Source organism: Lentzea aerocolonigenes (assembly GCF_000974445.1).
Taxonomy (GTDB): domain Bacteria; phylum Actinomycetota; class Actinomycetes; order Mycobacteriales; family Pseudonocardiaceae; genus Lentzea; species Lentzea aerocolonigenes.
Genome location: NZ_BBOJ01000031.1, coordinates 1 through 25,271 on the forward strand (window position 1 = coordinate 1; position 25,271 = coordinate 25,271).

General features: G+C 65.7%; 33 protein-coding genes and 1 pseudogene. 3 read left to right on the forward strand and 31 right to left on the reverse strand.

What is annotated here, in order from left to right:
- The 20 genes from AOM45_RS43050 to AOM45_RS43130 form a co-directional block, all read right to left on the reverse strand.
- A partial coding sequence (locus tag AOM45_RS43050; protein ID WP_156249769.1) for an IS4 family transposase occupies positions 1 to 789 on the reverse strand: 789 nt, incomplete at its 3' end.
- Between the two features lie 60 nt (positions 790 to 849).
- Positions 850 to 1,122 carry a hypothetical protein gene (locus AOM45_RS51490; RefSeq protein WP_156094255.1) on the reverse strand — a complete coding sequence of 91 codons (273 nt, stop codon included), beginning with the start codon at positions 1,120 to 1,122 and terminating at the stop codon, positions 850 to 852.
- Positions 1,123 to 1,131: 9 nt separating this feature from the next.
- Positions 1,132 to 3,879, reverse strand: coding sequence for a hypothetical protein (locus tag AOM45_RS43055; protein ID WP_030471954.1), 2,748 nt, complete (start codon positions 3,877 to 3,879; stop codon positions 1,132 to 1,134).
- Positions 3,879 to 5,726: a hypothetical protein gene (locus tag AOM45_RS43060; RefSeq protein ID WP_030471953.1), complete on the reverse strand. Its 1,848-nt coding sequence runs from the start codon at positions 5,724 to 5,726 to the stop codon at positions 3,879 to 3,881. Before AOM45_RS43060 ends, AOM45_RS43055 begins: the two co-directional genes overlap by 1 nt.
- Before the next feature lie 117 nt (positions 5,727 to 5,843).
- Positions 5,844 to 6,302, reverse strand: coding sequence for a hypothetical protein (locus AOM45_RS43065; RefSeq protein ID WP_030471952.1), 459 nt, complete (start codon positions 6,300 to 6,302; stop codon positions 5,844 to 5,846).
- A 9-nt stretch (positions 6,303 to 6,311) separates the two neighbouring features.
- Positions 6,312 to 6,728 (reverse strand): hypothetical protein, encoded by a 417-nt coding sequence (locus AOM45_RS43070; RefSeq protein WP_051784437.1) that lies wholly within the window; start codon positions 6,726 to 6,728, stop codon positions 6,312 to 6,314.
- 37 nt (positions 6,729 to 6,765) lie between these two features.
- The gene (locus AOM45_RS43075) at positions 6,766 to 7,272 is read right to left on the reverse strand and encodes a hypothetical protein (RefSeq protein ID WP_030471950.1); all 507 of its coding nucleotides are present in this window, start codon (positions 7,270 to 7,272) and stop codon (positions 6,766 to 6,768) included.
- Positions 7,272 to 8,024: a hypothetical protein gene (locus tag AOM45_RS43080; RefSeq protein WP_035912869.1), complete on the reverse strand. Its 753-nt coding sequence runs from the start codon at positions 8,022 to 8,024 to the stop codon at positions 7,272 to 7,274. Before AOM45_RS43080 ends, AOM45_RS43075 begins: the two co-directional genes overlap by 1 nt.
- Before the next feature lie 4 nt (positions 8,025 to 8,028).
- Positions 8,029 to 8,487 carry a hypothetical protein gene (locus AOM45_RS43085; RefSeq protein WP_030471948.1) on the reverse strand — a complete coding sequence of 153 codons (459 nt, stop codon included), beginning with the start codon at positions 8,485 to 8,487 and terminating at the stop codon, positions 8,029 to 8,031.
- Positions 8,484 to 8,861 carry a hypothetical protein gene (locus AOM45_RS43090; RefSeq protein WP_030471947.1) on the reverse strand — a complete coding sequence of 126 codons (378 nt, stop codon included), beginning with the start codon at positions 8,859 to 8,861 and terminating at the stop codon, positions 8,484 to 8,486. Before AOM45_RS43090 ends, AOM45_RS43085 begins: the two co-directional genes overlap by 4 nt.
- On the reverse strand, positions 8,858 to 9,889 hold the full coding sequence (locus tag AOM45_RS43095; RefSeq protein WP_030471946.1) for a hypothetical protein: 1,032 nt from the start codon (positions 9,887 to 9,889) through the stop codon (positions 8,858 to 8,860). Before AOM45_RS43095 ends, AOM45_RS43090 begins: the two co-directional genes overlap by 4 nt.
- 75 nt (positions 9,890 to 9,964) lie before the next feature.
- The gene (locus AOM45_RS51495; RefSeq protein WP_156094254.1) at positions 9,965 to 10,138 is read right to left on the reverse strand and encodes a competence protein CoiA family protein; all 174 of its coding nucleotides are present in this window, start codon (positions 10,136 to 10,138) and stop codon (positions 9,965 to 9,967) included.
- Positions 10,139 to 10,141: 3 nt separating this feature from the next.
- A complete protein-coding gene (locus AOM45_RS43100) occupies positions 10,142 to 10,483 on the reverse strand; it encodes an SAP domain-containing protein (protein ID WP_030471945.1) in 342 nt (113 codons plus the stop codon).
- Positions 10,484 to 10,677: 194 nt separating this feature from the next.
- The gene (locus AOM45_RS43105; protein ID WP_051784436.1) at positions 10,678 to 11,418 is read right to left on the reverse strand and encodes a head maturation protease, ClpP-related; all 741 of its coding nucleotides are present in this window, start codon (positions 11,416 to 11,418) and stop codon (positions 10,678 to 10,680) included.
- Positions 11,415 to 12,671: a phage portal protein gene (locus tag AOM45_RS43110; RefSeq protein ID WP_030471943.1), complete on the reverse strand. Its 1,257-nt coding sequence runs from the start codon at positions 12,669 to 12,671 to the stop codon at positions 11,415 to 11,417. Before AOM45_RS43110 ends, AOM45_RS43105 begins: the two co-directional genes overlap by 4 nt.
- On the reverse strand, positions 12,671 to 12,880 hold the full coding sequence (locus AOM45_RS43115) for a hypothetical protein (RefSeq protein WP_156094253.1): 210 nt from the start codon (positions 12,878 to 12,880) through the stop codon (positions 12,671 to 12,673). Before AOM45_RS43115 ends, AOM45_RS43110 begins: the two co-directional genes overlap by 1 nt.
- The gene (locus AOM45_RS43120) at positions 12,880 to 14,277 is read right to left on the reverse strand and encodes a phage terminase large subunit (protein WP_030471941.1); all 1,398 of its coding nucleotides are present in this window, start codon (positions 14,275 to 14,277) and stop codon (positions 12,880 to 12,882) included. The genes AOM45_RS43115 and AOM45_RS43120 overlap by 1 nt, the downstream gene beginning before the upstream one ends.
- Positions 14,274 to 14,432, reverse strand: coding sequence for a hypothetical protein (locus tag AOM45_RS51500; protein WP_156094252.1), 159 nt, complete (start codon positions 14,430 to 14,432; stop codon positions 14,274 to 14,276). The genes AOM45_RS43120 and AOM45_RS51500 overlap by 4 nt, the downstream gene beginning before the upstream one ends.
- Entirely contained in the window at positions 14,432 to 14,947 is a 516-nt protein-coding gene (locus tag AOM45_RS43125; RefSeq protein ID WP_030471940.1) for a helix-turn-helix domain-containing protein, read from the reverse strand. The genes AOM45_RS51500 and AOM45_RS43125 overlap by 1 nt, the downstream gene beginning before the upstream one ends.
- A gap of 4 nt (positions 14,948 to 14,951) precedes the next feature.
- Positions 14,952 to 15,344, reverse strand: a complete 393-nt coding sequence (locus AOM45_RS43130; RefSeq protein ID WP_030471939.1) for a hypothetical protein — start codon at positions 15,342 to 15,344, stop codon at positions 14,952 to 14,954.
- A gap of 282 nt (positions 15,345 to 15,626) precedes the next feature.
- On the opposite strand from AOM45_RS43130, the gene AOM45_RS43135 reads away from it, so the two are divergent.
- The gene (locus AOM45_RS43135) at positions 15,627 to 16,160 is read left to right on the forward strand and encodes a hypothetical protein (protein WP_030471938.1); all 534 of its coding nucleotides are present in this window, start codon (positions 15,627 to 15,629) and stop codon (positions 16,158 to 16,160) included.
- A 134-nt stretch (positions 16,161 to 16,294) separates the two neighbouring features.
- Positions 16,295 to 16,840 carry a hypothetical protein gene (locus tag AOM45_RS43140; protein ID WP_030471937.1) on the forward strand — a complete coding sequence of 182 codons (546 nt, stop codon included), beginning with the start codon at positions 16,295 to 16,297 and terminating at the stop codon, positions 16,838 to 16,840.
- Here the strand turns inward: AOM45_RS43140 and AOM45_RS43145 are convergent.
- The 11 genes and pseudogenes from AOM45_RS43145 to AOM45_RS43185 all read right to left on the reverse strand — a co-directional run bounded on the left by AOM45_RS43145 (position 16,837) and on the right by AOM45_RS43185 (position 24,079).
- Positions 16,837 to 17,181: a hypothetical protein gene (locus tag AOM45_RS43145; protein WP_030471936.1), complete on the reverse strand. Its 345-nt coding sequence runs from the start codon at positions 17,179 to 17,181 to the stop codon at positions 16,837 to 16,839. The genes AOM45_RS43140 and AOM45_RS43145 overlap by 4 nt on opposite strands.
- Before the next feature lie 76 nt (positions 17,182 to 17,257).
- Positions 17,258 to 17,815: an HNH endonuclease signature motif containing protein gene (locus AOM45_RS43150; RefSeq protein ID WP_035912866.1), complete on the reverse strand. Its 558-nt coding sequence runs from the start codon at positions 17,813 to 17,815 to the stop codon at positions 17,258 to 17,260.
- 688 nt (positions 17,816 to 18,503) lie between these two features.
- Entirely contained in the window at positions 18,504 to 18,752 is a 249-nt protein-coding gene (locus tag AOM45_RS43155) for a hypothetical protein (protein WP_030471934.1), read from the reverse strand.
- Positions 18,749 to 20,317 carry a hypothetical protein gene (locus AOM45_RS43160; protein WP_030471933.1) on the reverse strand — a complete coding sequence of 523 codons (1,569 nt, stop codon included), beginning with the start codon at positions 20,315 to 20,317 and terminating at the stop codon, positions 18,749 to 18,751. The genes AOM45_RS43155 and AOM45_RS43160 overlap by 4 nt, the downstream gene beginning before the upstream one ends.
- Positions 20,318 to 20,458: 141 nt before the next feature.
- A complete protein-coding gene (locus AOM45_RS51505) occupies positions 20,459 to 20,608 on the reverse strand; it encodes a hypothetical protein (protein ID WP_156094251.1) in 150 nt (49 codons plus the stop codon).
- Positions 20,605 to 21,045 carry a hypothetical protein gene (locus AOM45_RS43165; protein WP_030471932.1) on the reverse strand — a complete coding sequence of 147 codons (441 nt, stop codon included), beginning with the start codon at positions 21,043 to 21,045 and terminating at the stop codon, positions 20,605 to 20,607. The genes AOM45_RS51505 and AOM45_RS43165 overlap by 4 nt, the downstream gene beginning before the upstream one ends.
- Entirely contained in the window at positions 21,042 to 21,308 is a 267-nt protein-coding gene (locus AOM45_RS43170; protein ID WP_051784435.1) for a hypothetical protein, read from the reverse strand. Before AOM45_RS43170 ends, AOM45_RS43165 begins: the two co-directional genes overlap by 4 nt.
- A 190-nt stretch (positions 21,309 to 21,498) precedes the next feature.
- A complete protein-coding gene (locus tag AOM45_RS43175) occupies positions 21,499 to 22,131 on the reverse strand; it encodes a tyrosine-type recombinase/integrase (protein ID WP_236704045.1) in 633 nt (210 codons plus the stop codon).
- Positions 22,132 to 22,395: pseudogene (locus AOM45_RS53940) on the reverse strand (phage integrase N-terminal SAM-like domain-containing protein); the annotation flags it as partial.
- A 49-nt stretch (positions 22,396 to 22,444) separates the two neighbouring features.
- Positions 22,445 to 23,470: a non-homologous end-joining DNA ligase gene (gene ligD / locus AOM45_RS43180; protein ID WP_030471929.1), complete on the reverse strand. Its 1,026-nt coding sequence runs from the start codon at positions 23,468 to 23,470 to the stop codon at positions 22,445 to 22,447.
- Between the two features lie 9 nt (positions 23,471 to 23,479).
- The gene (locus tag AOM45_RS43185; RefSeq protein ID WP_030471928.1) at positions 23,480 to 24,079 is read right to left on the reverse strand and encodes a TetR/AcrR family transcriptional regulator; all 600 of its coding nucleotides are present in this window, start codon (positions 24,077 to 24,079) and stop codon (positions 23,480 to 23,482) included.
- A 40-nt stretch (positions 24,080 to 24,119) separates the two neighbouring features.
- Here AOM45_RS43185 and AOM45_RS43190 point away from each other — a divergent pair, with 40 nt between their 5' ends.
- The gene (locus AOM45_RS43190) at positions 24,120 to 25,265 is read left to right on the forward strand and encodes an acyl-CoA dehydrogenase family protein (protein WP_030471927.1); all 1,146 of its coding nucleotides are present in this window, start codon (positions 24,120 to 24,122) and stop codon (positions 25,263 to 25,265) included.
- Positions 25,266 to 25,271: the final 6 nt, after the last annotated feature.

A 25,271-nucleotide genomic window follows, 5' to 3' on the forward strand; every position in this document is an offset into this window, starting at 1 on the left:
CTTGAGGTCGGACTTCATGTTCTTGGGCAGCAGCTCGGCTCGATAGGACCCATCCGGCAGCCATTCCAGCACCGGCACATCGACGTTATCGGATATACGCCAGACCAGCTCAGCCTCGGTCTGCCGCGCCTGGCACCACAACTCGTAGCTGAAGAACCCGCGGTCGGCCAGCACCACCATGTCCGGCTCAATATCGTCGAGCACGCGCGCAAACAACTCACGTTCGTAGACGCGCCAGGAGTCGATCGCCGCAGCCACGATCGCATGAGTGCCGCATTCACCCAAGCCCACGATCCGCACCTGCGGAAACGGGCTTTTCCCATCTTGATGCCCCGTCTTGCCGAAAGCCTCGAGGTTGTCCGCGGTGTCGGGCACATCCACGATGACGCCGTCGACGGCCATCACCCGCCACCCGTGAAACCACGCGCCCTTGGTGCCTGGCTGCGCCATCGGCGCCGCGACCCGCTCGAACAACACCCGCAACGGCTCCTCGCCGAGCCGTTGCCGCGCCTGGGAGATCGCGCTCGTGCTCGGCACCTGCCAGCCAGTCCGCCACGTGCCCAGAAACCGCAAGCCGTTGACCAGCTTGCGCATCACTTCCTCGTAGCCGTCACCGAAGAACAGGCACAACGCCAGCACGTAATAGACGACCACCCGCGCGGGCAGCAACCGTGAACGCTTCTCCCGACGCCCTGTCTCGACCAGCACCTCGTCCACCAGGTCACGATCGAACAGGCGGGTCAGCACACCGATGCTGATTCCATCGGTGAACGAGCGAGGCGACGGCACCGAACCACCGTAGTGCCAACCACTTCACGGCCTTACACAGCCACATCCAAGATCGCTAACTTAGCGGCATTGCGATCCAGAGATGCGGTAGGAAGTGACGGCGTAAACGGTGTTGGCTCCAGAAAACATTCCGACGTTGGTGGTCACCCAGATGGCGCCGGAGGGCGGCACAACGAAATTCAACGAAACCGTAGACGTGCCAGTCAGCGTGTCCGTGTAAGTCCCGCTTGAGGTTGTGCCAGCGGTGGTGTTCACCACCGACTGGACGGCACCGATGGGAGCTGCGGAATTCAGCTGCGCGGCGGTCACTCTCTGACCAGAAACGAACGTCATCGTGCCCTCCTACAGACCGAACCGGAACGGCTCGAAGACATGAACCTCGGCTCCCGCCGAATGTGGCTTGACGACCCCGTTGACCGATCGCGTCACCGTGAAAGTCTGGGGAGATGTCGAACCTGTGATCGCCGTAACGGTCATCCGCTCACCACCCACGATGATGTCGAACGGGAATTCCCCAGGATTCGCGGCTGTCGTAGCCCACAGATCGAACACATCCGAAGTCGCAACGTCGACACCCGTCTCGGTGGTGTCGAGGTCCTCGTCGAGTGTGGACGAACGGGAATCGAGGCGCCTGTCCCCGTCCAGCACAAGCACCTTGTACGGAGACGCGGGAGCACAGTTCAGCTTGAGCGTGTGAGTGAACCGCGTGAGCAGCCGCTCGTAGCCGATGACGATCTGGTCCGGGTTGTCATAGATCCCGGTCGCGTCCAGGTCCGACAGCGTGATCTGGTCCCCCACGTCCAAGCTCAGCAGCTTGGCGTACAGGGTCGGGTTGTTGACGCGGATCTCGTCGCGATGCAGTTCGACCACGACGGCCGGGTAGCGCTCTTCATCGACCGTGCCCAGGTGCGCGCGCCAGGCCGCCTGATCGAGGATCTGCTCCTCGCTCGACAGGCTGAGGGTCACGGAGTCGTCGACCGTGCCCGCGCCGCCCTGCTCCGGTGGCAGGGTCGACATCCTGCCCGAGGTGATCTCGTACGTGGAGCTGCCGCCTGACTCGCGCACGACGGTGACCTTGTTCCGCAGGTAGCGGTCGTCGCTGGTCGGCTTCCACGGTGGCGACAACTCACCCCCGGACAGGCTCAAGGTGGCCCAGCTGGAGAGCGAGTACATGGACGCGAGCGTGCGGATGACGAGTCCGCCGGAAGTCCGGTCCTCGTAGAGAATGCCGCCATCGGTGGCGGCGCACTCGCGCAGCAGCTCGACGGTGGTCTTCACCCCTTGTGGACCCATCATCGCGCTGTCGGTGGACGTTCCGATGAACGTCGCCGCGACCTCGTTCTCATCGCAGAGGCGAACAAACCGATCCAGCGTTCGCTCGCCCGTGTTGCCGAGCATCGGGTAGATCAGGGAGCCGGAGGCGGTGTTGCCGTGGTAGATCGCGATGTGGCCGATGGCCAAACCACGTGCGCCTCCGGTGAAGACGATCTGCCGCACAGCCTGCGCGCTGCCTGCTGCCGAGCTCGTCAACAGGAGGAGATCGTTCATGAAAAGCGACCAGGTGACGGTTCCGGAGCCCTGGACGACCAACTTGATCCAGGCCCCTTCACCCGAGGTGAGGGGGGCGTGCGTGGTCGTCACGGTGCTGTAAGGGCTCAGAACCGAGATGTCACCCGTGCTGTGGTCGATGGTGACCAGCCACAGCCCGTCCGCGTTGTCCGAGACGTAGAACGAATCCCCGGCGTCGTCGACTTCGATCGCCTGCCTGAAGTACTCGACCCGCCACCCGTTCGCGGCGGTGAACAGGGGCTGATTGAGCGTGTACGCCTCAACGCCCAGCACCTCGTCCTTCACGATGGGGCCGTTCAGCAGCCACGGCGCCAGCGTGCCCTCACCGAAGACGCTCGCCGAGCCGGTCCCCAGCGACAGGGACAGCAGGTTCGCGTTGCCCACGAGAGGCTTGGCGACCGTAGCGAGAGGGCCTTCCTCCAGCGGCCAGTAGTACGTGCACTCGGAGTCGTTGGGGATGGCCCTGCGCGGAGCGGAGATGGGGTTGCGCCCCTGGCTGAGCCTCCGCAGGACACCAGAGGCCTCGATCTCCACGGTCTTGTCGGTGCCCGAGACATCACGGGTCTGCGGCCACTCGGAGACCTCGCCGAAGTACATCGGTACCCGGATGTCGATGTCATCGAAGCTGACCACGACCGGGACGTTGGTGTTGCCAGCACCGGTGAGAGACCGGATGGCGAACCCGCCAGCAGACACTCTGAGCGTGTCCGTGTCAGCGAGTAGGGCCTCATCGATCAGGGTGAGGCTCCAGTCGTAGGGCTCGGCTGAGGCCGCGTTCCAGATCTTGACGCGGATCGTCTGGCCTTCGATCTGCGCCCGGAACTTCAGCACCAGCCCAGAGGTCCAGGTAAGTCCCGGAACCGCGATGGAGCCACCTGAAACGATGGATCCAACTGAGGGGACCCCGATGTCGACCCCAATGGACTCATCGGTGTTGAGGAGCATCCGGACGTAGTAGTAGTCCGAGAAGTACCCCTGCATCCGCATCAGGTAGTCGACGGCGATCGCGCCACCGGCGATGTTGCTGGAGGCGTTGGTGGTGATCGTGGTCGTGACGTCCAGATCGCGGTGCGAGAACCCGTCGAGGTAGCAGTTCTTGCCGGTGTTCGCGACGCTGATCGTGTGCGTGGCCTTGCCGCTCGACTTCGCGTAGTCGCTCGGCGCACCGTCGGCGGTGATCCAGGTGTAGGAAGTCCAGGCGCCCGCCGCGTCGGTGTCCATGGTGCCCCAGCCGTCGACCACGGTGGAGCTGCACGTGTCCTTGGCGATGCGCAGCGACACCTCCAGGGGCGTGTTGCGCCCCAGGTGGCCGTACCAGGTGCCCATCGGGTCGCGCTCGGTGTAGTCGCCCGAGGTGTTGTCGAGGGTGAAGGTGCACGTCTGAGGCGGAGAGTCACCGTCCTCGGATCTGCGGCCCCGGGTGATGTCCATCCCGCCAGCAGCGCGGACGTCGCTGGAGATGTCGCGCCAGTCCGACGCCAGGTACAGCTTGGTGACGATGTCGTTCACGAGCCGGGTCATCAGCCGAGCACCTCCGGGCTACCGCCGCGCTTACGCACGACACCCTTGAGCGGATCGACCAGGACCGCCGCGATCTGCTTGCCGTCGAGCTTCAGCACGACGGTGATGGGGCTGCCGCCACCCATGCCGCCCTCACCGAACATCTGCTTCTCCAGGCGCCGCGTGGTGCCCGCGTTGATGACCGTGGAGCCGTTGGGCAGACGCACGTTCTCGGGGCCCTGCTCGTTGATGATGGTGTCGCCACCGCGGGCTCCACCGGTGGCGGCGTGCGCCGTGGAGCTGATGCCACCGGTCGCCAAACGGCCGGCAGAGGCAAGGCCACCAGAACCGAGCACCGACGTGTAGATCTGGATAGTGCGGCCGTTGTTCATGCGAATGAAGCCGTCGATCATCCCCTGTGCCGTGCTGACGCCCAGGAGGTCGAGACGTGTCTGGATCTGCTGCGGGGTCAAGCCGTAGGCACGGTTGAGCGAGTTGATCTGCTGCTCGTTGAGGCCCGCCGCACGCCACACGGCGTTGAGGCTTTCGCGTTGCCGGTTGGCGTCGGCGACGAACTGCTCGCGGCTGCCTTGGCCGTTGGCCACCGCTGCTGCCATGTCGTCGAAGGCTTCCGTCACGTCCCGGACGCCCTTATACAACTCGGCACCGTTCTCGTTGGTGACGTCGAAGGCGCCCGACTGGTCGAGCAGCGCGGAACCGAACCCCTTGGCTCGGTCCTCGGCGGTCTCGAACATGTCCTTCATGCCACGCACCGCATCGGAGGCGTTGGCGAGCCCCTCGGTGTAGCTGGGGGTCTGCCCAGTCAGCTGGTCCATCGCCGTACGCAGACCATGCGCTCGGGTCTCCGCGTCCGCACTTTCGTCCGCGACCTCAGAGAGGGCCTCCGCCATCGAGCGCATGGCTGGGGTGACGCGGTTGCCGCTGGCGGTGACGCCGTCCTGCGACTCCTTGACCGCGTTGATCTTCTCGTCGACCATGCTCCAGGCGTCGATGGCCCTAGTCGCCCAGTCCGGGAGGAGGTTCTCCTTCGCGACTTCGTAGAGGTCGTTCAGGACCCCCATCGTTCCCAGCGCCACCTCGCCGAACTTCCCCATGAGGAAGATGGCGTCGCCGAGTGCCTTGGGGTTCTTCTCCACCGAGCGCGCCAGATCAGCGAAGCTGTCGGCGAGCCCTTCGACAACTCCCGGAAGTCGTCCATCCAAGTCGGACAGAACCGCCTTGAAGGCTCGTCCTATCGGCTGGATGGATGGACCGAATTTCGCAAGCGCGGTGACGAGGCTGTCACCAAATCGAGAAACCTCCGGAGCGACATCGCTGAACATCGCAGACAGTTCCGGCTTGATCTCCGCGAAACCGCGGCGAGCCGAGGAGGTGATGTCCTTCCAGGTCTTCTCGAAAGGCTGGGAAATGGTGGACATTTCCGCGCCAATGTCCTGCTTGAGCTTGGTGATCTCATTCTTGACCGCAGGGGTTTTCGACGCTGTGACAAGACCAAGGCCGGCAAGTCCCGCACCGAAGCCCGTGACGAGGGCGCCGGACATCGCGCCACCCAGAAGGAGACCCGCACCCGCTGCCGCTCCAGCGGTACCTGGGTTCGTCAGAAGCTTGGGGATCTCGTTCTTGACCGAGCCAAGGGCGCTGGAGACGCCGGAGGAGAGCGCCGACCCGATCTGCAACCCGCCGGACTTGGCCGAGGGACCCAGCGAGCCCAGCGACTTGCCCAGGCTCTTGGAGTCCCTGTCTGCGTCCTTGACGTCCTTGCCGAGCTCTTTGACTTCCTTCTTCGCCGTCCCGAAACCGCCTCGTGAGACGTACTTGTCGGAGACGACAATTTCGACGTCACTCATATACGCCTCCCTCGGCGACGATGGCCTCAAGCTCAAGAAGCTCGGTGGATTCCTCCAGCAATGCACTCGGCAAACAGCCGTATTCCCTGCATTTCTGGAGGATCCACTCTGCCTCTTCTAGCTCTCGGGGCTTTCGGACAACGTTTCCATCGGAATCGATACCCCCGCCAACGGTTCGCCAGCGGGCGAGGGCTGCGCCAAAGGGCGGCTCACGCTCGCGAGCGCGTCGATCCAGGCCCGGATGGTGATGAGCACGAGCTCCCGGTCCTGCGACCAGATGCCCTTCTCGTCAGCCGGGACCGGTTCGTCGTCCTCGACCAGGTTCCAGTCCACGAGCGCCTCGGCGAACTTCTTGATGACGTATTCGAACTGGGAGTCCGGGTTGTCCTTGAAGTCGTAGACGGCGCCGTCGTCGTCCTCGTGCGTGTCTGGAGCGTCCCCGTCGAGCAGGGCCGCGATGACGAGGTACGCGCGGAAGGGGATCGCCTTCGCGCGCACCTCCAGGCCCTCCAGCTCGGCGCCCTCGGGCCACACGAGCTTGTAGATCTTGCGTCTGGTGAAGGTGGTCTTGGCCATGTCTCTGCCTCACGCCCACGCGTTGATGGTGCCGCCGGTCAGCACGCCCGGAGAGGCCCACACGAGGGAGCCGTCCTGGGCACGCGTCCATTGGTAGTCGGTGAACAGGTACTCGTTGCCGACCGAAGGAGTCCCGGCGTCGATCGAGACGGTGCGAGCGACCGAGGTCGTCGTCACGGTCTTGAAGACGTCGTGCTGGCCGTTGCTCGCCGCGTCCACGGCACCCGCCAGGTTGACCGAGCTGTCCGCCAGGAGCAGGAGGCGGTCCATCGCGGTCGCGTCCTGGCCCGTGACGTCCTGGACACCGCGCGGGAACGCCAGGTCCCAGTTGGTGACTGCGGAACGGATGTCACGTGGAGTGCCGCCCGCGTCGTCCACCGACAGCGTGGTGAGGGCAATGCCCGTCTGCTTCGAAATTTGAACCACCTACCTTCGTTACGCCCCAACAGGAGCGGGTTGAGAATCAGCCCTGCGCCAACCGGGTCATCAGCTTGTCGCGGTGTTCTGACATGTCGTCGATCCAGTCGGCCAGGTTGTGGTGCACTCGCTGCTCGCCACGTGGATTGCCACGCCAGTCGCCGCCTCGGACGACGAACAGCGCGGGCTTGCCCACGGCGACCCTGTGGCGCCCCGCTTGACCGTCGAAACAGAGCTGACCGGCCTCGAAGACCCAGTACGTCTGTCCGGGACCCTCGTCCACGACGCGGAACCGCCTGCCCGACTGCTTGATGTCGCGCAACAGGAGCTCGCCGTTGGGGCGCTTGGCGATCGGCTCAATGTGGATGCGCCAGCCGAAGAGGTAGTTGAGGCATCCGGCCTCCTTGCAACCCGCCGCACGGAAGTGGGTGCTGAGAGGCTGCCGGATGCTGTAGGTCTTCATGGCCGACGCGGGCAGATTGGGCTGGATGTAGTTCATCCTGCGGCGGAAAGGGTTGCTCAGGCCCAGCGTGTGAGCAAGAAGGCTGTCCATCAGATGATCACCTCAACGACGTTCTTTGCGACGGTGCAGACGAAGGACAAGCTGGTGAATCCGCCGGTGGTCACGGTGACCACGCGCAAGTAGCGCTCCACAGCGAGATTCCGGGCCGTCTGGATGCGCTGCGCCTGGGGATCGGTGGTGATCTGCGCGAAGCTGCCACCGACCACGTCCGCCCAAGCGTCGGTGGCGCCGTTGTCGCTGGACTGCTGGAGCTTCACGGTCACATCGGTGCCGGTGAACTCGGTGACCTGGAGGAACGCCTGGAGGCCGAAGTTGGTCGCGGCCGCGAAGTCCACCCCCGTGCCGTTGGTGGCCGCGGTGTCGGTGCGCAGGCCGGCAGTCAGCAGTTCCTGCCACTCCAGCGGCGTGCTGCTGCTCTGTGCCTGGGTGGTGAACAGGAAGCTGCCGTCCTGGGGCCGAGTGGCGTCGTAGTTGGCCTGCTTCGCCTGAAGGCATGCGGCCGGGTCGCCCAGCGTGCTTCCGGCGAGCGCGGTCAGGATCTGGTTGGACTGGCTCATCGCGGACAGCCGGTCGTGGGCGGTGTCCGGGTCGCCGTCCAGGAAGGACTTCAGGCCCATGCGCCCGTTCCGGATGCCGAGCCTGCGGTCCATCGCGTTCTGGTTGATGGCCGTGTAGTCGAGTGGCGCTGCGCCTCCACCGATCTCGTCGATGGCGTTGATGCCACCGGAGATCTCGTACCCGTCGGCGAAGAACCGGAACCCGAGGCCTGTTCGCTCAGTCATGTGATCACGTTCCCTGGTTCCAGATGTCGTTGAAGATCAACGGGATCGTCACGTCCATGATCCGGAACATGGTCGTATCGATGGTGAGGTAGCCGCCCTTCGCGGACAGCGTGGTTCCAGTCGCCCCAAGCAGATCCACGTACTTCACGTTGTTCTGGAGGTCGATGTCGCCTGACAAAACCTCGATGATCTTGCAGGCCGCGTGACCGATGGTCTGGTCGATCAGGCCTTCGGGTTTGGTCAGCATCGGCAGGAAGATCCGGGCCTTGAACACCACGCGGCCGGTGGTGACGTTCTGGCCGGACTCCTGCGGCACCGGGCCGATGTCGTCGAGGTACACCGCGCACACCAAGCCCTTGCCGGGCGCGTTCTTCGGCTCGTGCAGGTTCACCTGCTTGAACAGACCAGTCGCCAGGATCATCGACTCGATCCGCTTGAGCGCGGGTGTGAAGTCCAGGCTCACTTCAGCCTCCCCAGCAAGCGCGGCTTGAGTCGCTGCGCCAACGCCGGGATCCGGCGCACGAGCTGCTGAGTGGAGCGCCGCCAATGCGCATAGCCCTTGAACCGGCTCTTCCGGTTGCGGGAGCCAACACCGGCGAGCCACGGGCCATAGACCATGCCGCCGTCGTTGACCTCGTGGAGGGAGCCGTAGCCAACCGCGTGGATCGACCGTGAATAGCGACCGGTGGGGTGCTGCACAACCGTCGCGAACTCGGCGCGAACCACGCTGACGCCGTCATCGGCCAGGGTTTCGCCGAGCTCGTCAGCGAACTCACGCATGGCCCGAGGACCGCGCTCGTCGAAGACCGGACCCCGTGCGTTCAACTCGATGCTCATGACAGCACCCGCCCGTACAGCACCTCGGCACGCTCGCGGAGCTCCTTGAGACCCCGTCCGCTCGCCTCGCGCTCACCCTCACCGGAGCCGATCCGCCGGGAGTAGCCGCTTTCCTTCTGGAGCAAGGTGTTGATGGCCTCGGCCGCGCACAGCTCCTCCAGAAGCTCCGGCACGATCCACACGGTGATGGTGGAGTCATCGGCGTGGTCGGTGGCCGTGGTGCCGAACGCGCCTCGCTTCACCCGCAGGGATCGGGGCGCGTAGACGTCGGCGCCATTGGTGTGTGCCGCCAGCGTGGATCCGTCCCAGGCTCGCTGGACGATCAGGTTGTTGCCCGCGATCTCGTAGATCAGCATGCGCTCCGCGCCGATCATGATGATTTCGCCCTCGGTGAAGGCGGCGCCGCTGCCGACCGGGACGGTGTCGACTCTCACGTCATCGTCCAGGTCGGAGGCGAGGTTCTGTGTGGTGTCGACCATGCGCTTGTCCACCACGGCCATACGCTCCGCGTCGACCTCGATGATCGAGCCCACACCGATGGTCACGGAGTCGGTGACGAGCACGGTGGTCGTCTCGTCGTCGAGGCCCGCGGTGATCGTGCCCGCGTCCTCCTGGTCGTCGGTGTAGCCGAGCCATCCGGTGACCAGAACGCCCTGCTGCAACGTCCCCGAGGAGAACGTGGCGGAGCTGTTGCGGTCGACCTCGATGCGATCGTAGGGCGGCCCGTCGCTGGGGTAGAGCAGGTACGAGGAGCTCGGGATCTCCACGCCGTCGACCGTGATGGTGTCGACGCTGATGAACTCGTTCTCGTCGAGCCACAGGCGGTAGGAGCGGGAGCGAGGGTTTGCCGGCCAATCGAAGGCCACCGTGGCGCGGCGAGGGATGAACTTCCGGCGCATCAGGCCCTCTATGGACCGCGTGGCACCTGCGATCGCCCGGTCGACAATCCGGTTGGTGCGTGCGGTTTCCTTGAAGTCGAGGTCGGCTTTCACCGCCTCGCGGGTGGTGTACCAACCCGTGGCGTCCATGGATTCCCTCGCCTCTGCCTTGCTTTTCTGGCCTAGGGCGTTGGTGCTGCCCAGGTGATGGGGTGTGTTCAGTTGTCAGGCAGGTCGGCCGACAGGCCCTTGCCAGTCGCCCATCGGGCAGTTGAGGAGGCCACGCGCCTCATCGAGCGGGCTGCCGCAGTTCGGGCACTCCAGCGGCTGCTCGGTCTCGGCGCGGTGCAACTCCTCGGCGTTCTGCCTGTAGATGCTGAGGAGTTGCTCCCACGACACCGGTCAGCCCTGCTTCTGGTCGTGCTCTTCGAGCCGGGCCACGATCTCCTCGTGTGAACCACCGGCATTGAGGCCGCGGCTCTTGGCCTGCTCGCGGACCTCGGCATAGGACAGGCCCTCGTACTTGCCCGGTTCCGGCGCCTCAACGCCCTCCTCGGCCACGAGTTCCTGCTCCCCATACCAAGCGACACCCTCGGGGTCGACGACGCAGGGATCGCCTTCTCCGGCGCTGAGAAGCCAGCCCTCTCGCTCGTAGAGCTTGACCAGGCGGGCGTCCTCGTCGGTGAACTCCGGCGTGCCCTGGCGGCTCTTGCGGTCCCAGTAGTCCTGCGGATCGAGTTCCATCAGGCAGCCACCAGCGTCGCGCCGTCGGTGAGCGGCACCCACGTGCAGTACGCGGTCACCGCGCCGTCGATGGTGCCGGAGCCGGTCTGAACCAGACCCACGACGCCCGTGGTGACGACGGCGTTGAGGTCGATTCGACCGCGTGAGGTAGTCCTCCCACTCCTTCGGCGTGGTGGGGGTCGCCAGTACAGCGGTCATGCCAGGGCCTCCTTGAGCTCTGCCGCGAACCCCTTGACGCCTTCGGTCTCGGGAGCGTGATTCGTTGCCGCCACGAGAGATGTGGCAGCGGGTGGGGTGAGTGCGTCGAAGATGGACAGGTCGAGCGCGTTGTCCGACTTGCCAGCGGAGGCGACCTCGTCGACCAGACCGGCCGCCAGCGCTTCCTTGGCGTTGAACCAGGTCTCGGCGCGCATCTTGGTGCGCCAGGAGGTCGCGGTTCCGCCGGCCTTCGCCGCGTACATCTCGGCGATCGTGTCGCTGAGCAGGTCCAGGACGTCGGCGGCGTCGCGCATGTCCTGGGCGTTGCCCACGCACAGGGCGCTGCCCTCGTGGATCATCATCGTGGCGTTGGCCTCGATGACCACGTGGTCGCCTGCCATCGCGATGAACGAGGCGGCCGACGAGGCGTTGCCGTCGATCCGGATGGTGACGTTGCCCTTGTGGTTGCGCAGCAGGTTGTGGATCGCCGCGCCCTCGAAGATGTCGCCACCGGGGCTGTTGATGTGCACGGTGACGTCGCCGAGGCCGTTGAGCGCGTTGGCCACGTCCTTGGCGATCACACCGTCCCAACCGCCGATGCGGTCGTAGAGGTAGATGGCGGTCGCGCCGTCCTCGTTGCTGGGCTTGAGCTCGCGCTTCTGTGTGGGTGCGCCCGCCAGGTTCTCCACCCTGGTGCGGATCGACCCGAGAAGCTGCTCCACGCGCTGCTTGTTCACGCCAGGGCTCCCTTCAGCTCGGCCCCGAAGTTGTTGTCCTGCTGTGGTGGCGTCGCCGTCCTCATGGGAGGGAGACCGGCCTGGATCGCGGCGTCATCCGGGTGCACGCCCGCGTCGATCAACGTCTTGTAGACCTCGGCTGCGGCCTTCTTGTCGTCGCGATCCGCCTCGCGGTCGGCGGGGACCGGGCTGGTGTAGACGAGCGACAACTTGCCCAGGCCGAGGTCCGGGAACTGCGGCAGGTACTGGTTGTTCAGCAGGCCCTTCCACCGGTCCAGGCGGGTGACGGTGATGGCCTCGGCGTACCAAGCCTTCGCGGCGTCGGCGGTCGCGCGGTTGACGTCGTCCACGTCGCCGACGCTGAACTTGGGCATGCCGAACGCTTCACGGATGGTCGCCTTGTCCAGCTGCGCGAGCTCGGTGAACTGCATGTCGCGCTGGGAGATCTTGAGGTCGATCCACTCCATCTCCCCCTCGATCATGCCGACACGACCGGCGTTGGAGACGCCCTGATGGGTCTCGTTCCAGCGCTCGCGCCACTTCTCCCACTCGCGCGGCTGCATGCGCTTGTTGACCTTCACGAGGCCAGCGGGACGCGCGTTGTTGCGGAAGAAGCTGTTGTTCCACTCGGCGCTGTACTTGACGCTGTCGAGCGTGTGCATGATCGATTGGACTGCGCCCATGCCTCGGTAGGGATCCGTTGGGTTGGGCATGCGCATGAACAGCACGTCCTTGCGGTCCAGCGGAACCTGCTCGCCGCTGGGTCCGGTGTAGACGTAGCCCAGCAGGAAGCGGTTCGGGCTGGTCACCGGCTCCATGCGGTCGGGACGCACAGGCCACAGCTCGCAGGGCACGTTGAGCGCACCGATGCGGCTGATGACCATCCAGCCCTCACCGGTGAGCTCGACGTGCTGCCCCACCGACTCGAACAAGTTGACGCGGTCGAAGAAGTCGTTCGGCTTGTTCAGCGTGATCAGGGCCGGGTGCTTAGTGACGAGCTCGACGCCTGGCTCACCGCACAGGGAGCACGTCACCGAGGCACGAGGACGCTCGCGGTGCATGTGCCACTCCACCGAGGCGGAGGTTGTGGTGATCCGGTTGACGATCGAGAACAGCGTGCCGTTCTGACCCATCGCGTTCAGCTGCTTGAGCGCGGAGTTGCGGCCCAGGCCCCAGTTCCACGTGCGGCTCTCGCCCTTGCCGACGTACGGCGTGGGCACGAGGTTCGTCAGCATCGTCAGGGGGTTCTGCATCAGCTGCGCCCCCTCGTGCCGAGGTCGACGAGCAGCAGCGAGATGCCCACCGCGGCGAGGCCGGCGACTGTGTGCAGGGTCCACGCGGCAGCGCTGAGGAAGCCGAGGCCTGAGGTCACCAGAACGCCGCTGCGCCACTTGCGGATGAGAAAGCGCACTCGGAGTCCGATCACCTTGATGCGGCGCTTCATGCGCGACTCAGCGGCCATCACACCCACCCCAGGAAGTTGAGGTCGGCCGAGCCGAGGTCCTTGTGGGCGACCATGTAGCGCATGCAGTCGCAGCCGTGGTCCTGCTCCTTGAGAGGACGATCCTTCTTGCCGGGGCCGTCCTTCGGGTCCCAGCGGTAGCCAGGGATCTCCTCGACGGTGCACGTGGGCTGCTTCGCGGCGGCGAGGCTCCTGTCGAGCTCCACGAGGGAGTCGCGCATGAAGAAGATCCGCGCCTTGCCGTCGAGCTGGCGCTTCATGCGCGCCTGGACGCGCTCGATGCCCTCCAGCACGGCCTTGTCGGCGGCGGTGGTGCTGATGCCGAGGTACTTCTCCAGCGTCGCGCGGCCCTCGGCGTCGTGGTCGGTGATGACCTCGTAGGGCTCGGGCTCGGTCCAGTCGCGGTAGCCCCTGTCGATGTCCTCCAGCGGGCCGAGCTCGTGGCGGTCCAGGAGTTCGTCGCGGACGGTCGGCTTGGTGACCGCGCGCAAGATGTCCTTGGCGTGGTCCTCGACCAGGCGCTCGGTCATGTAGAGCTCGCGGTACAGGTACAACCTGCCGTCGGGATCCTCCGCCCAGAACTGGGCGACGAACGCGTTCCGGAAGCCGAAGTCGACGATCCAGTACCGGGGCCAGTCCTCGGGGATCTCGAAGCGGTCGATCAGGTGGTGCGACTCGTCCCAGCCGTCGTAGATGACGCCCTCGGCAGCCACCCAGAGGCCCTTGCGCAGGCGCAGGTACCGCACGCCAGTCAGCGAGTCGAGCTTCGACATGTAGTCGATGCCGTCGGCCGTCATCGTGCCATCGGCGTGGAAGAACCGCGGATTGTCCTCGTGCACCGAGATGAGCAGCTTGATCACGCCTTCGTTGGCGCGCTGCTTGAGGAAGTGCTTGGGGTGCGAGGGGTTGCAGTCGGCGATGATCTGCTTGTAGGGCATGACCTTGCCGCGCATGCGGGTGACCAGCGACTGCCAGTCGTCCTCGGTGAGCTCGGTCGACTCCTGGACGTAGGCCAAGTCGCGCTGGGTCGACATGATCTTGATGGGGTCGTCGAGACCGCCCAGCGTGATCGTGGAGCCGTTCTCGTACTGGTACTGCGCGGGCTTGCGCTGCGAGCCACCGAAGAACTTCAGGACCCCGGTCTCCAGCTCGGCCTTGGTGAGGTCTTCCCACTCCTCGGTGAACGAGGAGGCCAAGGAGCGTGCGGTCTTGCGCACGGCCAGGCCGCTCATGCCGGGGTACTTCATCGCGGCCGTGTGCAGCTTGATCATGCAGCTGCGGCTCTTGCCCGTACCGGCCGGGCCGGAGAGCAGGACCTCGGGGTCACGGGTGCACATGAGCTCACGGGCCGCGCCTCGCAGCTCGTGCTCGACCTTCACGATCGCGGGGGCCGTCACCGCTTGCGCGCCTTGCGACGATCAGCCCGGTTCGGCACGGGCACCACGACGTCAGGGCGCAGGTGCGCCGGACGCGAGAAGCTCTCCAGCAGGCCTGGGGAGGCTGACACATGGTCAGGGGCGTAGGCGCCAAGCCGCACTCGGATCGGGATCATCAGACGTCCTCCGCCCCGGCGAACCGGTACTCGAAGGTCACGCCACCGCTGATCTCCTGCTTCACGGGGGCGTCGAGGCCTAGGAGCTTCGACCAGCGGTCCTCGACCTTGATGAGCTTGTCGAGAGCGGTCAGCACGGGAGCGACGTCCACGAGGGGTGCGCCCTCGTTCTCGTCGATGACGGCGACGGGGTTGTCCTCGGCGTCGTAGTCGATGCAGGGCTTGCCCTGGCGGACGACCTTGCCGCCGGACACGAGCAGGTGCTGGGCGTCGGCGATCCTGCGCAGGTCCTCGCGGATCTGCTCCAGGCGCTCCAGGGCGTCCAGGCGGTACTCGGCGGTGGACTGCTCGGCGTGCTCCGCGAGCTCGGCGAGGTGCTCCTGCTTGATCTGGTGCACGCGCTGACGGCTGATGCCGAACCTGCGACCGACCTCAGCACCTGAGTAGCCACGGCGCAACAGGTCGAGGACCTGAGCTTTGCGCTCGGCCCCGTCGATCTGCTGCGCGGCGTTCATCAACTCAGGCCACCAGTTCCTTCCAGGTGACCATGGCGGTGGAGCAGAGGGATTTGGCCAGCACGAAGGCGGCCTCCCAGATCAGGCGACCGTCAGCGAGCCGGACCGCACGGAGGTCGGCGACGTCGCAGGGAACTTCCAGCGCGAGGTCGTCCTTGATCACCGTGACGAGGCACTCGCCACCACGCGTGCGCCGCCCGAGGGCCAGGACGTGCTCTTCGTTCCACGCGCCTCGGACACAACAGGCAAAGCCCATGGCACCCAGGAAGCTGGCGCCGTCGAAGTAGTCCCCCAGGCTGTGGACGAGCTGGGGCGTCTCGAACGCGTACTCGGTCACGTCACCGGCGAGGTCCACACCGTCGACGAGGATCCGCAGACCGGAGACAGGCGTGTCCATCGTCAAGGGCTCCTTGAGTCAAGGCAGGAGAAGTGGCTTCAGCCGAGGTGAAAGGCGCGATCGCGCGGGGGATCTTGCACCATGTTAGGCACGTTCTACACGCGTTGAAAATAACGAACTCGCATCGGATCTTGAGCTACTTCCCTTGTGTAGCAAGGAAAATTGCTACAGGACGTCCTGATCGGACGGTGATTCCACACAGCCGACCGTTTGAAGTGATGTCACACGGATGCGTCGACCGACGATGCACTAACGAACCCGCACCGGAGGGAGGGCACACGCGTGCCGTTCGACCCAGCAACGATCATCACGTCCGCCGTTGCAGGCGGCATCTCAGGGATCGTGTTCGCCAGTTTGAAAACGGGCCAGGAGGAGAAGGCCAAGCGGCGGGCAGCGGCCAAGGACCAGGTGCATGACGCGGTGAGCGACGTGCTGCTGGGGGTCATCGCCTACCAGGCTGGCTTCATGGAGAAAGAGACCTGGGAGAAAGGGGGCTGGACACCTGGCTACGAGTGGGCCTTCAGCGTTGCCTTGGCCGCACGACGACTCGGTCCGATCCGTCAACGTCTAGTGAAGCGTCGCGTTCGAATCCTTTTGGGCAGGTTCAGCTGCGATATCGCGTACGCCCGACCCTCCACTACGGGCGACAAACACACCAGGGCAGACGCCGCCGCCGTAATCCGTGCAGCCCAACCTGACAAGTACTCACCGAGCGACCTGCGCGGGCTCCTAACCCGTGCTGTCCGGGCGGATCGCAACTCCGAGGCGATCCGGGACGTGCGACGCCACCTCACGCGTCTCGCGAAGTCGTGGTGATCTTCCCGAACCACTTCATGCCCTCGGACAGACCTCGCCTCAGTCTCCGCACCTACTGCCCGGCGGACCTACCCCGAAACGCCCACCCCTCCAGACACAATGGGCTTCCCGCACCGGAGGGAAGGAGCGCGTTCGTGCCGTTCGAGCCCAACACGATCATCGCGTCGGCCGCAGCAGGTGGCCTCGCAGGCTTGATCCTCGCGTCATGGCGAGTCGACCGCGAGGAGCGGGCCAAGCGCCGGGTGCTCGCGCAGGACCGCGTCGAGGAGGCCGCTGGCGAGTTGCTGGCCCAAGCGGTGGCGTATCAGGCCCAGCTGGTTCCAGGCCGGTCGGACGCGTCGCAATGGATGAGCGACTACATCTGGGCCTCGAAGGTTCTGGTGGCATCGCGTGGCCTCGGACGAGTCCGCCGGTGGCTGCTCGACCGTCGCCTCAAGGAGTTGGTCGGTCCGGTCGCCTTCAACATCGCCGTTGCCAAGCCCGCCAGCGAGAAGGGGGAGGACATCATGGGCACCGCGATCATCGGCATGATCCACGCTCACCGCGACGAGAAGTACGCCGATGGGATTCCCAAAGGCTTCCTCGAAATCGCCCTGCGTCAGCCGCCGGACTCCAAGGAGGTCCGCAAGGCGATCAGGCTGTTGCGCCGGGTCTCACGGACCACCCTGCTCTGGTTCTAACCCTTCCCGAACCGCTTCGCGTTGCCAGGTGACTTCGCTGACGGCAGGACGATCGACCACCCGGTGATCAGCTGGCCTGGGATCGGCACGCACCGGTCCTCGTCGTCGAACACGAAGAGCTCGACGACCCGCCGGACTTCATCCGCGACCTCGGCGAGGATCGCGCGCACATCGGCGCCGGGCTCGACGACGAAGGTCCGCCCGTGGCAGACCTTCTGCCGGTGCCCCGCAAAGTACCTCGCCTTCACCAGCCACTTGCCACGCCGGGCCTCGGCATCGCTGTGCGGCCCTGGGTAGGTCGCGCCTTCCGGAACCACCGCGAAGGGGTGCTGCACGTGCATGAGCCCTCCAGAAAACCTACGACCTTGCGCCGTTACCGTGAAAGGAAAGTGCGCTCCAGGAGCCTTCTCGGGACGGTCAGACGGCAGGCTGGGCGAACTCGACCGCGGGCACAGGCCGGCGGTTGGTGGCCAAGCGGCGGAAGGTGACCCAGTCCCCTCGTTGGGCGGCCAGGCTCTGCTGGTGGAAGCGGACGCGGGAGACCGCGCAGGCCTCGTTGTAGCAAGCCAGGCATCGGCGCCGTGCGATGTCCTGAGGGCCGATCACATGCCGTCCGCTCTGGCAGGTGCCACCGAGCTCCAAGCGGCCCGTGTGGACGAACTGGGGCTTGCGGCGGCGGCTGTGATCGATCACGCGGCGCCGGGTGTTCTCGGCGGACGTCACCACACTCAGGTGCTCGACGTTGCGGCACACCCGGACACGGCACGCGTGATCGAGCTCGAAGCTCGTGGGCACCGGGCCGTTGGTCACTCGCCAGGCGGCGAGGTGCACGAGACGGGTTCCTTCGACGGGACGGGAAAGCTGGCCGTAGCCGGGACCATTGAGGCCGCCGAGGAAGACGTGGCACGGGGTCGTGAAGCCGGACCTGGTGTCGATGCGGAAATCGGTGAGCGTGTTGCGGGACAACGAGACCACCTCCTGCCCCTTCCGTGGGGCTGGAGGTGGTCCGACAGGCGGTCGTGCAGTTTAAGTTGCACAACGAGATGACCAAGCGATAGGCAGATGCACCCCCACCAACGAAGGGATACAACGCCTTGCCGTTCGAGCCGATCACGATCCTGACCTCCGCCATCGTCGGAGGTGCCGCAGGCGTACTTATGTCATCCTGGAAAGTTCATACAGAGGAAAGCGCGAAGAGACGCGTTGCAGCTCGTCAGACCATTCGAAAGGAAGCAACAAGACTTTCCGTTTATCTAGCAGCAGGCAGGGAGGAGGCAATATTGCCCGATGATTTTGACCCAACAAGCAAGCAGGGGTCTATCGATTGGACGGCAACAATCCTAGAAGCGGCCTACGATCTTGCCTATATACGTCGTCGCTTGGTCCTAAGACGACTCAGGCGGATCGTAGGTCACGAGACCATCTTGCGAGCAGACGCCCAAGTCTTAGTGAGCGACGCAGCCGTTCTTCCGGGCGTTCAGAGAGTAACCCTTCCCATGGTCATCCTGGAGTCCCTTTTTCCCGCCCGCAAGCGGATTGGGGTAATACATAGAGATCACAACGTAGACGTCCCAGGAGGCATACTCAAAGTGGCGATCGACACCTCAGTCCACGGCGAAGGAATATATGTGTTTGATGAGCTCAGCCGACTTCGAAATTTCCATTAATCCCGAAGGCGCAGATCCTTTTTATGACTCCACGTCATCGACCTGCTGAACCGCCTGTCATCCGCGCCCAAGACACGACAGAGCTCAACAACAGCCGCCACCCACGCGACCTGCTCGGCGTTGTCCAGGTCGTCCCACGTCGGCATCGGCGCGTTCGCCTCGTTCTGGACCTCGACAGTCCTGGCGTACATGCCGAACGCGCGCCGGGCCTGCTCCAGGTAGAGCTGGTGCAATTCAGCACTCACGCCGACCTCCTCAAGTGAATGCCGAGCGCCTTTGAGCCGATGAAGGAAAGCCCCGACAGCAGGGCAGTCCCGGCGAACGTGACGATGACCTTGGTGTTGTGCGGGTGCGTCACGGACTCGTTGTCGAGCACCGACTGCAACGCCTTCGCCACGCGGTTCTCGTCTCCGCCGACGTGGAGCAAGAAGGCGCTGATGAACCGGCGCAGCTCGCCGGAGTACTGCCAGTCCATCGTCAGCCCTCGCTCGGCCAGGGCCTCCTCATAGGCCTTGAACAACCGGGCCGGGTCGTACGGCGTGCCGACAAGTTCCTGAGCCTTGTGCGGCTCGACAAGATACGGCGCGAACTCGTACTTGACGCCCTCGTAGGACTGAAGGTTCTCCGGGGCGGCTGGCTGCTTCTTCTTGCGCCCACCACGGCGGCGAGGTGCCTTGGCCAGAGCCTCGCGAGCCCGCTGGACCATGTCGACACCCTCGGAGCGCTTGGGCAACGGGTTCGCGGCCTCGTACTCAGCGTCGAACTTCCTCTGCTGCTCCAGGAACTCCTGATGCTTCCTCTGCGCCTCGGTGGGCTGCTTGTGGCGAGCTGCGACCTGCCGCTCGACCTCCTCCGGGGTGAGGATCGGGACTGGACGGCGCTCGATCGGCCGACCGGGCTCGTAGCGCGCGTCGGCCACGGGGCCGAGGGCGTCGAGGGCGGCTTGAAGAGTGTCGTCCGAGGTCGCGGTGATGGCTGAGCGGTCTGAGGCCTTCTGAGGCGTCTCGGTGGCGAAGATCTTGTCCAGGGTCGCGTTGAGTTCCTCTGCGGTCTCGACCACGAAGGAGGCGTCTGGTTGCTTGTCCAGGGACGTCGTGAAGTTCCTGATCAGCTCGGGCTCCTCTTCGGTGTGATCGGCCACGGGTTCCTGGGCGTCCTGCTTCTCCTCAGCCGGGACCTCGCTGGTCCCCCGCGACCGCGAAGCGGGCGCAAGAGGGTCGGTGACGGGCTGGTCGACAGGGGCAGGTTCAAGGGCTGGTCCGGTGGAATCCGACGGGGTACGTACCCCCTCATTTTCCCGGTACGTACCCCGTGGGATTTCCGGTACGTACCGCTCGGATTCCCGGTACGCGTCGCCGAGCTGCCTCTGCTTGGCACGCGCACGAGTCCTCTTGGCCTTCTCTGCGTTGGCCTTCAGCTCGGCGGCACGGTTGGCGCCCATGACCTGACGAAGGTTACTGAGGTCCGCGTCGAGCTGAAGCTCGTACCAGTCGGTGCCGTACTTGGACTTCGTCGGCAGGAGCTTCCAGAAGCCGAGCTTGATGCCACGCTCCAGCGCGCTGGCGATGGACTTCCGGTCGAGTCCGGTCACCTCACGGATCTCGTTCAGGCTCGGGTACGCGCGCTTGCCGGTGGCTCCGTCGGCGCGACGAGCAAGCGCGAAGGCGACCTGGCGGATGGCGCGGTCGACCTGCTTGTCGTTCTTCCCGATGTAGGTCCAGGGCAGCTCAGCCACCCAGTTGATGGTGGCGAACGCCGACGCTCCGGCACCTTCCGCAGCGTTGTCTTCCTGGTATTCTTCGCTCTGCATGTCGTTCCTTTTCGCTGAAGGAAATCGAGGCTCACGGGTGTCCGCCCGTCACCTCTTCTGAGCAGTCCGTCCCGCACGGACAGGACTGCTCGAAACGTCACGGCCCCGAGCTCACAACTCGGGGCCGCCGTTCGTTCAGGGTCAGCTCGACAGGATGCGGAGCAAGCGACAGCCCGCGACGACCATCGCGACCACGGAGAGGCCAGCCAGAAGCGACTGGCAGAAGACGGCAACGGCGACGGCCGCGCAAAGGCCGGCAAACCGGTACCCGCGGATGTCCTGGCGGGTCATCGGGAATCGCCTCGGCGTTCGAGCGTCTGCCGCTCGACGGCCGCACGGTTGACTTCGAGGGCTCGCACCAGGTCTCCCTCGATCACGATCGCCCGAGGAACGGTCGGAGGCAGAGGTTCGCGAACCACGGTGAAGGTGCGGACGCGGGGTTCCGGGGAGCGAACAGGCTCACGTACGACCTTGAAAGCCTGAACGCGATGTTCTGGTTCTGCCACAGGCGGCTCGGCCTCTTTCGCCAGGTACTCGCCGACCTCGTTGAGATCCAACGCCTCTGGTGAGTCGATCAGGCCGAAGACTCGTACGTTGGTCCGGATGTCGAGGAGCATGTACCCGCCGAAGCCGATGGCCTCGGGATTGCGGCGACGCGACTTCACCAGGCGTAGACCCGTACGCGTGGCCACACGACGCAGACGGTTCTCGTCGGTCCTGGTGCTCATGACTGCACCGCTTCCCGGCGCTGACGGCGCACCTGAGCGGACTTCAGAGCCGCACGGAGCAGATGTGCCTTGCGGAGCTCCACAGCGCGCTGGTGGCGAACCTCGGGAGGAAGAACACCCTCGGGGTCGACCTCGCGCTCCAGCTTGGCGAGGAAGCCCTTGCGGGCCGGTGCGGTCTCAGCCTCGCGATCGGTGACCTTCGCCCAGCGAGTGGTGACGGCGGCTCGTGCTTGCAGCGACTTCTCGGAGGAGGTGGCGGCCATCAGGGACCTTCGCCTTCATGCCTGGCTCCTCCGGTGCGGTGCGTTCGATGTGGACATGAACAGGACAGCAGGCATCAGCGTTGTACGCAAACAGCCGTAGCTAGATTCCTTGCCACACAACAGCTTCTTTGAGACGAAGACCACTCGTTCGGCGCAGTAAGCCAGCCTGAGACGAGGTGCTGTGCCTTGTTCAGACGCGGTTACCGCGAGCGAGTCGACGAGTGGCATGGGCCGCGCGCTGCTGTGCCGTGCTGCGGCCGTAAACCTCCAACATCGTGTCGGAAGTCCAGCCAGCCAGGCGCTTGAGGTCGCGCTCCTGACCACCAGAGATCAGAAAATCATGGGCGAAAGTGTGGCGGAACTTGTGCGGGTTGATGTGGTCCAGGCCCGCCTGCTTGGCCATGACGCCCAAGCGGTCACGCACGCCATCGACGGACCAGGCGCCCCGCTGCGACAAGAACAGGGCCTTCGTCGTGCGGGCGTGCTTGGACTTGCCGCGCTCGCGGATGTAGCGCTCGATGGCCCGCATCGTCTTGGCGGACGGATAGATCAGGCGGGTCTTGCCGCCCTTGCCGGTCACCTGGATGACCTCGGCGTCGAGGTCGACATGGTCGAGCTGGATCCCGCACAGCTCAGCCACGCGCAGGCCACAGTCGAAGAAGAGCCGGACCATCGCCTCGTCACGACGTGACCTGAAGTCCTTGGCCTTGCACAGCTTCAGCAGGGCGGCGAGGTCATCGTCCTCCAGGACAGGCACGGGCTTCTCGGGAACCTCCGGCTCCTCCATGCCCGCCATGACGTTCTTGTCGCGGATCTCCTCCACGACCAGCCACCGCGAGAACCTGCGCAGCCCACGGAAGCGGACGGCGACCGTGCCGGGGGACTTCGTGTCCTTGAGCTCGCTGAGCCACTCACGCACGGCGAGGCGGGTGAACTCGTCGAGCTCCGGCTCTCGCCCTTCTCGCACAAGCCATTCCGAGAAGAAGCGGATGCTCTGCCCGTAGAGAACCCTTGTGCGCTCTGCTTTTCCGTCCGCTCTCAGCGCTCTGTCGAAGGAGGCTGCGAGTCGATCAAGCCGCTCTGACATGCCTCGGAGGTTATCAGGCGAGTGAGCGTTGTACGGATCTCGCCGAGCGCTACTCCTTCGCGTTTCCGCTGGTAGGACGCTTGGCACGCGAAGGCTGCACCCGCATCGGCTCGCCCGGCATCTTCGGGTAGTCCGGCGGGTACGGCATCTCGCCGCGCGGGTCGGCCGCGTACCACTCCAGCAGCGTCTCGATGCCGAACGCCTCCGAGTCGAGACCCTCGTGCGGATTGCCGCGCTCGGCGAGGTACTTCGGCACCGTCAGCACGTCGAAGTCATCGGGGTCCACAGTGGACAGTTCGTCCCACTCCACCGGCGTGGAGACGGTCGCGCGGGCCGTGCCGCGCACCGACCAGGCCGAGGCGATCGTGCGGTCGCGGGCGGCCTGGTTGAAGTCGATGAAGACGCGCGAGCCGCGTTCTTCCTTCCACCAGGCCGAAGTCGCGAGGGACGGCGCGCGCTTCTCGACCTCGCGGGCCAGTGCGATCACCGCGTGCCGGACGTCGACGAAGTCCCACTCGGGGCGGATCCGGACGGCGACGTGGATGCCGCGGCCGCCGGAGGTCTTCGGGTAGCCGGTCAGGCCGGCGTCGGCGAGCACCTCGCGCAGCACCAGGGCGACGCGGGCGGCGTCGGAGAAGTCCGTGCCCGGCTGCGGGTCCAGGTCGATGCGCAGCTCGTCGGGGTGGTCGACGTCAGGCCGGCGGACGGGCCACGGGTGGAAGTCGAACGTGCCGAGGTTGGCCGCCCACACGATCACGGCTTCCTCGGTCGGGCAGATCTCGTCGGCAGGGCGGCCGGAGGGGAAGCGGACGGTCACGGTCTCGACGTAGTCGGGGGCGCCCTTCGGCACGCGCTTCTGGTAGAACGCCTCACCCTCGACGCCGTCGACGTAGCGCTTCAGGACCACCGGACGGTCGCGCAGCACGGACAGCAGCACGGGCGCGACGGTGCGGTAGTACTCGACCACCTGCCCCTTGGTGATGCCCCGCGCGGGGAAGTACGGCTTGTCCGGGTTGGACACCCGCACCAGCCGGTCACCGACCTCGAGCTCGATCGCCTTCGCCTTCGCAGCCACGCCGAAACACTAAAGGCCCCGGACGAACGCCGCGAGCGCCAGTTCGAAGCTGTCGTGGTCCAGTTCGCGGGCCACGCCGGGCAGCAGGTGCGCGCGGTCGAGGTGCGGGTAGCGGCCGGAGTAGTCGGCGGGATCGGCGGAGAAACCGCTGGAGAACGAGCTCAGCGCCGAGCCGAACACGATGTACATCAGGCCCGCGGCGATCATCGTGGCCTCACGGCGCGACCAGCCGGCGTCGACGAGGGCGCCGTGCAGGATGTCGAGCCGCTTCAACGACTCGTCACGACCGGCCGGGCCGTACGCCAGGAACGGGACGATGTTCGGGTGCGACGACAACGCCGCACGGTACGAGCGCGCGCACCGGATCAGCCCCTCCCTCCAGTCGACATCGAAGCCGGACACGTCGACTGTAGACAATATGGAGGATGCGATGTCGTTGAGCAGCTGGTCCTTGGTGCGGACGTGCCCGTACAGCGACGCCGCCTGCACTCCGAGCTCGGCGGCGAGCTTGCGCATGGACAGGCCGTCGAGCCCGTCGCGGTCGATGATGGCCAGAGCCGTCGACCTGATGCGGTCGGGGCTCAGCAGAGGGGTGCTCGGCCGGGGCATGTGGGTTAACCTAACACTGTTCGGTTAATCGGGAGGACCCGTGGACTTGACGCTTTCGGACGAGCACCGGCAGCTCAGGGAGCTGGCGCGGCGCTTCACTGACGAGCGCATCGTCCCGCACGCGACGCGGTGGGACCGTGAGGAGGCGATCGACCGGGACCTCGTGCCGGCGCTCGGCGAGGTCGGGTTCCTCGGGCTCGGCATCGACGAGACCTACGGCGGGTCCGGCGGCGACAACCTCGCCTACTGCCTCGTGCTCGAAGAGGTCGCGCGCGGAGACAGCGCCGTGAGGGGCATCATCTCCGTCTCGCTCGGCCTGGTCGCGAAGTCGATCGCGAAGCACGGCACCGAGGAGCAGAAGCAACGCTGGCTGCCCGGCCTGACCGCGGGCACCCTCCTCGGCTGCTTCGCGCTCACCGAACCCGGCACCGGCAGCGACGCCGGCAGCCTGACCACCAAGGCCACCAGGACGGGCGACGGCTGGGTGCTCAACGGCCGCAAGGTCTTCATCACCAACGGCACGTGGGCGGACGTCGCGCTCGTGTTCGCCCGCACGGGAGGACCAGGTCCGAAGGGCATCAGCGCCTTCCTGGTCCCCACGAACACCGAGGGCTTCACCGCCACCGAGATCAAGGGCAAGCTCGGCATGCGCGGCCAGGCCACCGCCGAGATCACCCTCGACGACGTCAAAATCCCCGAAGACGCCCTGCTCAGCGAGGAAGGCTTCAAGCTGGCGATGGGCGCGCTCGACAAGGGGCGCATGTCCGTCGCGGCGGGGTGCGTCGGTGCCGCGCGAGGCGCGCTGGAGGCCGCACTTCAGTACGCCGAGGAACGCGAGCAGTTCGGCAAGTCCATCGCGGGCTTCCAGCTCGTCCAGGAGCTCCTCGCGGACATGGCCGTCGAGACCGACGCCGCCAGGCTCCTCACGTGGCGCGTCGCCGACCTCGCCGACCGCGGCGAACCCATGAGCACCGAAGCGTCCATGGCCAAGCTGTACGCCAGCGAGGCCGCGGTCAGGGTCGCCAACAACGCCATCCAGGTCTTCGGCGGCTACGGCTACATCGACGAGTACCCGGTGGGCAAGTACCTCCGGGACGCCCGCGTCACCACCCTCTACGAGGGCACCAGCCAGATCCAGAAACTGCTGATCGGACGCGCGCTCACGGGCGTGAACGCGTTCATCTGAAAGGAA

Excerpts from the sequence above, each read along its gene's own strand:
- AOM45_RS43125 (WP_030471940.1), bottom strand. The coding sequence starts at position 14,947 with ATGAACGCCGCGCAGCAGATCGACGGGGCCGAGCGCAAAGCTCAGGTC.
- AOM45_RS51505 (WP_156094251.1), bottom strand. The coding sequence starts at position 20,608 with ATGACCCGCCAGGACATCCGCGGGTACCGGTTTGCCGGCCTTTGCGCG.
- AOM45_RS51500 (WP_156094252.1), bottom strand. The coding sequence starts at position 14,432 with ATGATCCCGATCCGAGTGCGGCTTGGCGCCTACGCCCCTGACCATGTG.
- AOM45_RS43165 (WP_030471932.1), bottom strand. The coding sequence starts at position 21,045 with ATGAGCACCAGGACCGACGAGAACCGTCTGCGTCGTGTGGCCACGCGT.
- AOM45_RS43090 (WP_030471947.1), bottom strand. The coding sequence starts at position 8,861 with ATGAGCATCGAGTTGAACGCACGGGGTCCGGTCTTCGACGAGCGCGGT.
- AOM45_RS43130 (WP_030471939.1), bottom strand. The coding sequence starts at position 15,344 with ATGGACACGCCTGTCTCCGGTCTGCGGATCCTCGTCGACGGTGTGGAC.
- AOM45_RS43100 (WP_030471945.1), bottom strand. The coding sequence starts at position 10,483 with ATGGAACTCGATCCGCAGGACTACTGGGACCGCAAGAGCCGCCAGGGC.
- AOM45_RS43075 (WP_030471950.1), bottom strand. The coding sequence starts at position 7,272 with ATGGACAGCCTTCTTGCTCACACGCTGGGCCTGAGCAACCCTTTCCGC.
- AOM45_RS51490 (WP_156094255.1), bottom strand. The coding sequence starts at position 1,122 with ATGACGTTCGTTTCTGGTCAGAGAGTGACCGCCGCGCAGCTGAATTCC.
- AOM45_RS43160 (WP_030471933.1), bottom strand. The coding sequence starts at position 20,317 with ATGCAGAGCGAAGAATACCAGGAAGACAACGCTGCGGAAGGTGCCGGA.
- AOM45_RS43170 (WP_051784435.1), bottom strand. The coding sequence starts at position 21,308 with ATGGCCGCCACCTCCTCCGAGAAGTCGCTGCAAGCACGAGCCGCCGTC.
- AOM45_RS43055 (WP_030471954.1), bottom strand. The coding sequence starts at position 3,879 with ATGACCCGGCTCGTGAACGACATCGTCACCAAGCTGTACCTGGCGTCG.
- AOM45_RS43095 (WP_030471946.1), bottom strand. The coding sequence starts at position 9,889 with ATGGACGCCACGGGTTGGTACACCACCCGCGAGGCGGTGAAAGCCGAC.
- AOM45_RS43185 (WP_030471928.1), bottom strand. The coding sequence starts at position 24,079 with ATGCCCCGGCCGAGCACCCCTCTGCTGAGCCCCGACCGCATCAGGTCG.
- AOM45_RS43065 (WP_030471952.1), bottom strand. The coding sequence starts at position 6,302 with ATGGCCAAGACCACCTTCACCAGACGCAAGATCTACAAGCTCGTGTGG.
- AOM45_RS43080 (WP_035912869.1), bottom strand. The coding sequence starts at position 8,024 with ATGACTGAGCGAACAGGCCTCGGGTTCCGGTTCTTCGCCGACGGGTAC.
- AOM45_RS43060 (WP_030471953.1), bottom strand. The coding sequence starts at position 5,726 with ATGAGTGACGTCGAAATTGTCGTCTCCGACAAGTACGTCTCACGAGGC.
- AOM45_RS43145 (WP_030471936.1), bottom strand. The coding sequence starts at position 17,181 with ATGCACGTGCAGCACCCCTTCGCGGTGGTTCCGGAAGGCGCGACCTAC.
- AOM45_RS43110 (WP_030471943.1), bottom strand. The coding sequence starts at position 12,671 with ATGCAGAACCCCCTGACGATGCTGACGAACCTCGTGCCCACGCCGTAC.
- AOM45_RS43115 (WP_156094253.1), bottom strand. The coding sequence starts at position 12,880 with ATGGCCGCTGAGTCGCGCATGAAGCGCCGCATCAAGGTGATCGGACTC.